The 5,183-nt window shown below is 49.4% G+C and carries 2 tRNA genes and 2 rRNA genes; all 4 read left to right on the top strand.

The features are described 5' to 3' along the window. Positions 1-56 precede the first annotated feature (56 nt). Positions 57-128: transfer RNA gene (locus ACUW6H_RS09305), tRNA-Glu, on the top strand. A 235-nt stretch (positions 129-363) separates the two neighbouring features. Further along, positions 364-1,909: ribosomal RNA gene (locus ACUW6H_RS09300) — 16S ribosomal RNA — on the top strand. A gap of 51 nt (positions 1,910-1,960) precedes the next feature. Next, a tRNA-Ala gene (locus ACUW6H_RS09295) sits at positions 1,961-2,033 on the top strand. 122 nt (positions 2,034-2,155) lie between these two features. Continuing rightward, a 23S ribosomal RNA gene (locus ACUW6H_RS09290) occupies positions 2,156-5,058 on the top strand. Together the 16S and 23S rRNA genes with 2 tRNA genes alongside form the textbook arrangement of a ribosomal RNA operon. Positions 5,059-5,183 lie beyond the last annotated feature (125 nt).

Raw genomic sequence — 5,183 nt, 5'->3', positions numbered from 1 at the left:
AAAAGTTCTTGACAAAGGGAGAAAAGAAGGTATAATAGAAAGAGTCGAAAAGCTCAGGTCCGTTGGTCAAGGGGTTAAGACACCGCCTTTTCACGGCGGTAACACGGGTTCGAATCCCGTACGGACTATGGGTATATTGTGGTTGGAAAAAACTTGGAAAAAAGTTTAAAAAACTTGTTGACAGAGAGAGCTAGCTGTGATATACTAATATAGTTGTCGCTCATGAGAGAAGTGAGAGACAAAGACCTTTGAAAACTGAACAAGACGAACCAATGTGCAGGGCACTATAACTGAGGTTATAGTACTGAACAATGAAAAAAACAATAAATCTGTCAGTGACAGAAATGAGTGAGAACTCAAACTTTTAATGAGAGTTTGATCCTGGCTCAGGACGAACGCTGGCGGCGTGCCTAATACATGCAAGTAGAACGCTGAAGGAGGAGCTTGCTTCTCTGGATGAGTTGCGAACGGGTGAGTAACGCGTAGGTAACCTGCCTGGTAGCGGGGGATAACTATTGGAAACGATAGCTAATACCGCATAAAATTGATTATTGCATGATAGTCAATTAAAAGGTGCAATTGCATCACTACCAGATGGACCTGCGTTGTATTAGCTAGTTGGTGAGGTAACGGCTCACCAAGGCAACGATACATAGCCGACCTGAGAGGGTGATCGGCCACACTGGGACTGAGACACGGCCCAGACTCCTACGGGAGGCAGCAGTAGGGAATCTTCGGCAATGGACGGAAGTCTGACCGAGCAACGCCGCGTGAGTGAAGAAGGTTTTCGGATCGTAAAGCTCTGTTGTAAGAGAAGAACGAGTGTGAGAGTGGAAAGTTCACACTGTGACGGTATCTTACCAGAAAGGGACGGCTAACTACGTGCCAGCAGCCGCGGTAATACGTAGGTCCCGAGCGTTGTCCGGATTTATTGGGCGTAAAGCGAGCGCAGGCGGTTAGATAAGTCTGAAGTTAAAGGCTGTGGCTTAACCATAGTACGCTTTGGAAACTGTTTAACTTGAGTGCAAGAGGGGAGAGTGGAATTCCATGTGTAGCGGTGAAATGCGTAGATATATGGAGGAACACCGGTGGCGAAAGCGGCTCTCTGGCTTGTAACTGACGCTGAGGCTCGAAAGCGTGGGGAGCAAACAGGATTAGATACCCTGGTAGTCCACGCCGTAAACGATGAGTGCTAGGTGTTAGACCCTTTCCGGGGTTTAGTGCCGCAGCTAACGCATTAAGCACTCCGCCTGGGGAGTACGACCGCAAGGTTGAAACTCAAAGGAATTGACGGGGGCCCGCACAAGCGGTGGAGCATGTGGTTTAATTCGAAGCAACGCGAAGAACCTTACCAGGTCTTGACATCCCTCTGACCGCTCTAGAGATAGAGTTTTCCTTCGGGACAGAGGTGACAGGTGGTGCATGGTTGTCGTCAGCTCGTGTCGTGAGATGTTGGGTTAAGTCCCGCAACGAGCGCAACCCCTATTGTTAGTTGCCATCATTCAGTTGGGCACTCTAGCGAGACTGCCGGTAATAAACCGGAGGAAGGTGGGGATGACGTCAAATCATCATGCCCCTTATGACCTGGGCTACACACGTGCTACAATGGCTGGTACAACGAGTCGCAAGCCGGTGACGGCAAGCTAATCTCTTAAAGCCAGTCTCAGTTCGGATTGTAGGCTGCAACTCGCCTACATGAAGTCGGAATCGCTAGTAATCGCGGATCAGCACGCCGCGGTGAATACGTTCCCGGGCCTTGTACACACCGCCCGTCACACCACGAGAGTTTGTAACACCCGAAGTCGGTGAGGTAACCATTTGGAGCCAGCCGCCTAAGGTGGGATAGATGATTGGGGTGAAGTCGTAACAAGGTAGCCGTATCGGAAGGTGCGGCTGGATCACCTCCTTTCTAAGGATAAGGAACTGCACATTGGTCTTGTTTAGTCTTGAGAGGTCTTGTGGGGCCTTAGCTCAGCTGGGAGAGCGCCTGCTTTGCACGCAGGAGGTCAGCGGTTCGATCCCGCTAGGCTCCATTGGTGAGAGATCACCAAGTAATGCACATTGAAAATTGAATATCTATATCAAATAGTAACAAGAAAATAAACCGAAACGCTGTAGTATTAAAAGAGTTTATGACTGAAAGGTCAAAAAATAAGGTTAAGTTAATAAGGGCGCACGGTGGATGCCTTGGCACTAGGAGCCGAAGAAGGACGTGACAAACGACGATATGCCTTGGGTAGCTGTAAGTAAGCGATGATCCAGGGATTTCCGAATGGGGGAACCCAACAGGTACTACCTGTTACCCATATCTGTTAAGGATGTGAGGAGGAAGACGCAGTGAACTGAAACATCTAAGTAGCTGCAGGAAGAGAAAGCAAAAGCGATTGCCTTAGTAGCGGCGAGCGAAACGGCAGGAGGGCAAACCGAAGAGTTTACTCTTCGGGGTTGTAGGACTGCAATGTGGACTCAAAGATTATAGAAGAATGATTTGGGAAGATCAGCCAAAGAGAGTAATAGCCTCGTATTTAAAATAGTCTTTGTACCTAGCAGTATCCTGAGTACGGCGGGACACGTGAAATCCCGTCGGAATCTGGGAGGACCATCTCCCAACCCTAAATACTCCCTAGTGACCGATAGTGAACCAGTACCGTGAGGGAAAGGTGAAAAGCACCCCGGGAGGGGAGTGAAATAGAACCTGAAACCGTGTGCCTACAACAAGTTCGAGCCCGTTAATGGGTGAGAGCGTGCCTTTTGTAGAATGAACCGGCGAGTTACGATATGATGCGAGGTTAAGTTGAAGAGACGGAGCCGCAGGGAAACCGAGTCTGAATAGGGCGCATTAGTATCATGTCGTAGACCCGAAACCATGTGACCTACCCATGAGCAGGTTGAAGGTGCGGTAAGACGCACTGGAGGACCGAACCAGGGCACGTTGAAAAGTGCTTGGATGACTTGTGGGTAGCGGAGAAATTCCAAACGAACTTGGAGATAGCTGGTTCTCTCCGAAATAGCTTTAGGGCTAGCGTCGACATAAAGATTCTTGGAGGTAGAGCACTGTTTGGGTGAGGGGTCCATCCCGGATTACCAATCTCAGATAAACTCCGAATGCCAAAGAATTATGGTCGGCAGTCAGACTGCGAGTGCTAAGATCCGTAGTCGAAAGGGAAACAGCCCAGACCACCAGCTAAGGTCCCAAAATAATTGTTAAGTGGAAAAGGATGTGGGGTTGCACAGACAACTAGGATGTTAGCTTAGAAGCAGCTATTCATTCAAAGAGTGCGTAATAGCTCACTAGTCGAGTGACCCTGCGCCGAAAATGTACCGGGGCTAAAACAATTTACCGAAGCTGTGGATACCTTTATAGGTATGGTAGGAGAGCGTTCTATGTGTGAAGAAGGTATACCGTGAGGAGTGCTGGAACGCATAGAAGTGAGAATGCCGGTATGAGTAGCGAAAGACAGGTGAGAATCCTGTCCACCGTAAGACTAAGGTTTCCAGGGGAAGGCTCGTCCGCCCTGGGTTAGTCGGGACCTAAGGAGAGACCGAAAGGTGTATCCGATGGACAACAGGTTGATATTCCTGTACTAGAGTATGTAGTGATGGAGGGACGCAGTAGGCTAACTAAAGCAGACGAATGGAAGTGTCTGTCTAAGCAGTGAGGTGTGAATTGAGTCAAATGCTTAATTCTATAACATTGAGCTGTGATGGGGAGCGAAGTTTAGTAGCGAAGTTAGTGACGTCACACTGCCAAGAAAAGCTTCTAGCGTTTAAACATACTCTACCCGTACCGCAAACCGACACAGGTAGTCGAGGCGAGTAGCCTCAGGTGAGCGAGAGAACTCTCGTTAAGGAACTCGGCAAAATGACCCCGTAACTTCGGGAGAAGGGGTGCTGACTTTAGGTCAGCCGCAGTGAATAGGCCCAAGCAACTGTTTATCAAAAACACAGCTCTCTGCTAAATCGTAAGATGATGTATAGGGGGTGACGCCTGCCCGGTGCTGGAAGGTTAAGAGGAGTGCTTAGGAGTAATCCGAAGGTATGAATTGAAGCCCCAGTAAACGGCGGCCGTAACTATAACGGTCCTAAGGTAGCGAAATTCCTTGTCGGGTAAGTTCCGACCCGCACGAAAGGCGTAATGATTTGGGCACTGTCTCAACGAGAGACTCGGTGAAATTTTAGTACCTGTGAAGATGCAGGTTACCCGCGACAGGACGGAAAGACCCCATGGAGCTTTACTGCAGTTTGATATTGAGTGTCTGTACCACATGTACAGGATAGGTAGGAGTCTAAGAGATCGGGACGCCAGTTTCGAAGGAGACGCTGTTGGGATACTACCCTTGTGTTATGGCCACTCTAACCCGGATAGGTTATCCCTATCGGAGACAGTGTCTGACGGGCAGTTTGACTGGGGCGGTCGCCTCCTAAAAGGTAACGGAGGCGCCCAAAGGTTCCCTCAGAATGGTTGGAAATCATTCGCAGAGTGTAAAGGTATAAGGGAGCTTGACTGCGAGAGCTACAACTCGAGCAGGGACGAAAGTCGGGCTTAGTGATCCGGTGGTTCCGTATGGAAGGGCCATCGCTCAACGGATAAAAGCTACCCTGGGGATAACAGGCTTATCTCCCCCAAGAGTTCACATCGACGGGGAGGTTTGGCACCTCGATGTCGGCTCGTCGCATCCTGGGGCTGTAGTCGGTCCCAAGGGTTGGGCTGTTCGCCCATTAAAGCGGCACGCGAGCTGGGTTCAGAACGTCGTGAGACAGTTCGGTCCCTATCCGTCGCGGGCGTAGGAAATTTGAGAGGATCTGCTCCTAGTACGAGAGGACCAGAGTGGACTTACCGCTGGTGTACCAGTTGTCTTGCCAAAGGCATCGCTGGGTAGCTATGTAGGGACGGGATAAACGCTGAAAGCATCTAAGTGTGAAACCCACCTCAAGATGAGATTTCCCATGATTTTATATCAGTAAGAGCCCTGAGAGATGATCAGGTAGATAGGTTAGAAGTGGAAGTGTGGCGACACATGTAGCGGACTAATACTAATAGCTCGAGGACTTATCCAAAGTAACTGAGGATACGAAGCGCGAGGTTTACTTGTGATTTGATAGATATTCAATTTTGAGTAGGTATTACTCAGAGTTAAGTGACGATAGCCTAGGAGATACACCTGTACCCATGCCGAACACAG

The organism is Streptococcus sp. 151470009-6 (genome assembly GCF_053628175.1).
This window is presented reverse-complemented; position numbering and strand designations above follow the sequence as displayed.